Origin of the sequence: Limnospira sp. PMC 1279.21, assembly GCF_032349615.1 — a bacterium.
Lineage (GTDB): Bacteria > Cyanobacteriota > Cyanobacteriia > Cyanobacteriales > Microcoleaceae > Limnospira > Limnospira fusiformis.
In genome coordinates this window covers 1-3191 of record NZ_JARPLU010000295.1, presented here as the reverse complement: position 1 = coordinate 3191, position 3191 = coordinate 1, and the positions used below count along the sequence as shown (strand labels likewise).

General features: G+C 45.2%; 2 protein-coding genes and 2 pseudogenes. 3 read left to right on the top strand and 1 reads right to left on the bottom strand.

The window, feature by feature from the left end; all coding sequences use genetic code 11:
* A partial coding sequence (locus P5683_RS23700) for a transposase (RefSeq protein ID WP_315642510.1) occupies nt 1-230 on the top strand: 230 nt, incomplete at its 5' end.
* Nucleotides 231-364: 134 nt separating this feature from the next.
* Here P5683_RS23700 and P5683_RS23695 read toward each other — a convergent pair.
* Nucleotides 365-1432, bottom strand: coding sequence for a Gfo/Idh/MocA family protein (locus P5683_RS23695; RefSeq protein WP_006616252.1), 1068 nt, complete (start codon nt 1430-1432; stop codon nt 365-367).
* A gap of 347 nt (nt 1433-1779) precedes the next feature.
* Here P5683_RS23695 and P5683_RS23690 point away from each other — a divergent pair.
* Nucleotides 1780-2770 (top strand): annotated as a pseudogene (locus tag P5683_RS23690) (IS4 family transposase); the annotation flags it as partial.
* 199 nt (nt 2771-2969) lie between these two features.
* Nucleotides 2970-3140 (top strand): annotated as a pseudogene (locus tag P5683_RS23685) (IS4 family transposase); the annotation flags it as partial.
* Nucleotides 3141-3191: the final 51 nt, after the last annotated feature.

The window sequence follows — 3191 nt, the reverse complement described above, 5'->3', positions numbered from 1 at the left end:
AGCCAGGTCAGACTCTAGTGCTAGACAATGCAACGTTTCATAAAGGGGGGCGGATTCCTGAGCTAGTGGAGGCGGCTCAATGCCGTTTGCTCTATCTACCACCTTATTCGCCAGACCTCAACAAGATAGAGAAATGTTGGTCGTGGTTGAAAGCCCGCATTCGCCATTGTATTGAGCAGTTTGATTCTCTCCATGATGCCATGGATTCCGTTCTCCAAGCTGCGTCCTAACTACCTTGACTAATGCTATACATCTAAACTGCCCTCGCGGTCAAGAGACTTTTAAGGCTCCCTCTGGGAGACCGAGAGAGAGCCACTCGGTGGGTCTGTTTCCCAGGGGAGAGCATCTTCGAGGATATCAGCTATCAACCGACTTGAACCGTCGGGGAGTTGATAGGATATGGTAGTTCTCTCGCCGACCAGACCTGACCATCCAAAGCCATTTGTTCAATCAAACTTGCCAATCGCAAGGCTTTTAAGGCTTGTTCTCCCCCTACTGACGGCTGATTTCCACCATGAACGCAACTGACAAAATGCTCTAATTCCGCATGGAGAGGTTCAATATTGCTAGTGTGGACTTTTTCAATTAATCCATCCTGACGATAGAGAATCTGGCCATAGTCAGTCACATAATCCGCCGTAGTTTGGCGGTGTATTAAAATCTCATTATTAAGGAAATCTGCTTCCGTGAGGGAATTTTTACAATGAGCTACAATAGATCGCAATTTCCTGTGGGTGACTTTACTAGCGATGAGAGTGGCAATAATGCCATTACCAAAACCCAAAGTAGCCGTCACATAATCAAGATAACCCGAATTTGAAGCACGACTGCCACTAGCAGTTAACTTCACCACCGGGGCGGGGACTAAATCCATTAACAAGTCGATATCATGAATCATTAAATCCAGCACCACCGACACATCATTAGCCCGGTGGGAGTATGGACTCATGCGATGTGCTTCTAAAGCCAAAACTTCCTCAGTTTTCAAGACTTTACCAAGTTCAGCAAAAGCCGGATTAAACCTTTCAATATGTCCGACCTGCAGGATGCGCTGATATTCTGCGGCTGCATTGACTAAAGACTCTGCTTCGGAAATACTAGCAGCGATGGGTTTTTCAATCAACACATGAACTCCGGCCTTGAGGCAAGTCATTCCTACCGAGTGATGTAGACGGGTGGGAACCGCCACACAAACCGCATCCACATATTCCAACAAATCCCGATAATCTTCAAAAAAGCGAACCTGGTATTTACTGGCTGTGTCGAGTCCCCGTTCCACATTAACATCGGAAACTCCCACCAGTTGTACATCCTTCAGCAAACTGAGAACCCGCGTGTGATGCTGTCCCATATTGCCAACACCAATTACCCCAATCCGTAGAGGGTCTAGTTGACCTCGCCCTACACTAATGCTTGAATATCCTGTTGACATCCTATTGAGCACTCCTGGAATCTTCTCCACCACACACAAAAGACAATTAAGCCGTAGGGGCAGGTTCACCAATAATCTGGTCAAGATAGAGGATGATTGGAGAACCCGCCCGTACTCGGACAAATCCACCCAGATACTATCACAGCATCAGATTTTGTACAGAATTTCTCTAAAGAAACCAGTAATTCTCATTATGGAAATTCAACTGCTATCGGGTGGGATGTCTAACTCGAGACCCTCAAGCCTGAGAGGGTGACAACGGAGGGAAAACCCAGATGGGGCAATTGTTTGAGATAATGGAGAGGTCGTCAAAAAGCGGGTGGCCCTTGGAGCTACCCTGACCAAAAATGCTAAAGACATTATACCAGAAACTATTACGAATCCATTTGAGCGAGAGTCAAGCACAGACCTTAGAACTCTTCGTTATGATGCTTCAAAGTTATCGGCAAGTCAGATTATCAACGCTCGCAAACTTATTTCCCCAACCCATTCAATACAAGAGTCGAATCCGAAATATCCAGCGATTTCTAAAACTCCCCCAACTTTCGGCTAAATTGCTGTGGTTTACGATAATCAAGGCCGCTTTAAAATCTGAATTTCGAGAAAAACATTTAAATAGAGAACAAAGGAGAAAGCGCTCAAGATTAAGTTTGAAAACAAAAAACTATGTAGCGGTTGCTATCGAGAGCACTCAATGGAGAGACCGGAATCTCCTGATGGTCACGATAATTTTGGGAAATCATGCTTTACCAATATATGGGGAGCTACTCTTCAAGTTGGGCAGTAGTTCTTTTCGGGAACAGAAACGAGTATTAGGGCCAGTACTAGCTCTTTTAAAACCTTATCCGGTTGTGGTAATAGGAGACGCGCGAATTTCATAGCGCCCAACTAGCAGACTGGCTAATAGCCAGAGGGGTAAACGTTGTATTTCGCCATCAAAAGAGCGCTTTTGTAGCCACATAAAACCATCCATGCAAGTCTTTAAAAGCCCAGGAATGTAAATTTTGCAAATCCTCCTTTTTAAAAAATGTAACCTTTCAAAAATATGAACCTATTCAGGGATTTAACCTAGGAGTTTATGGGCAAAAAAATCATCCTGGAAAAAAGGTAAAAGAAACGTGGTATTTACTAACCAAACTTGACAATCCCCAGCTGGTTAAGCAAATTTATCAAGCGCGATGGGGTATCGAAATGATGTTTAGAGATTGTAAAAGTGTGGGCGATAACATGGAATATACTCGGGTGGATTCAACCCGATTTTTCGCCTTATTTTTGTGAATTACTTTCGCTTATTGGCTGGCGACACAAAGAGGTCATAAGTTTAAATATAACCACTTGTGCGAGACGTTCAGGCATGAAATAGGGTTGCCACCTCAGTACAGGACAAAAAAGCTGAAAGTCTTAGCCAAAAGGGAATCTAGCCGAAAATTCTGAAGGGGGCGCTCCGGGCTGAGGTGAAAGTCGAGGGGTGGGGGGGTAGCGCCAAGTTGGGGTGAGAGGGTTACATCGGAATTACCACAAACCAAACTTCCCTCTCATGAACGAGCTTAACCGATTACGAGACACTTTGCGCCCTCACTTGCCCTGGCACGGGGCGAGATGAAACTTTGTCTGCCTGTTCCTGATGGCGCTGTTTCAAGCCAAGACGGTCAATCTGGCGGAATTGGCGACGGTCTTCGCAAATCCTGTGCAAATTTCCTCAAATTATAGCATTAGTCAAGGTGGTTAGGACGCAGCTTTGAGAACGGAATCCATGGCA

What these genes read in the sequence shown, in the direction of transcription:
- P5683_RS23695 (WP_006616252.1), bottom strand. Translation starts at nt 1,432, where the DNA reads ATGTCAACAGGATATTCAAGCATTAGTGTAGGGCGAGGTCAACTAGAC.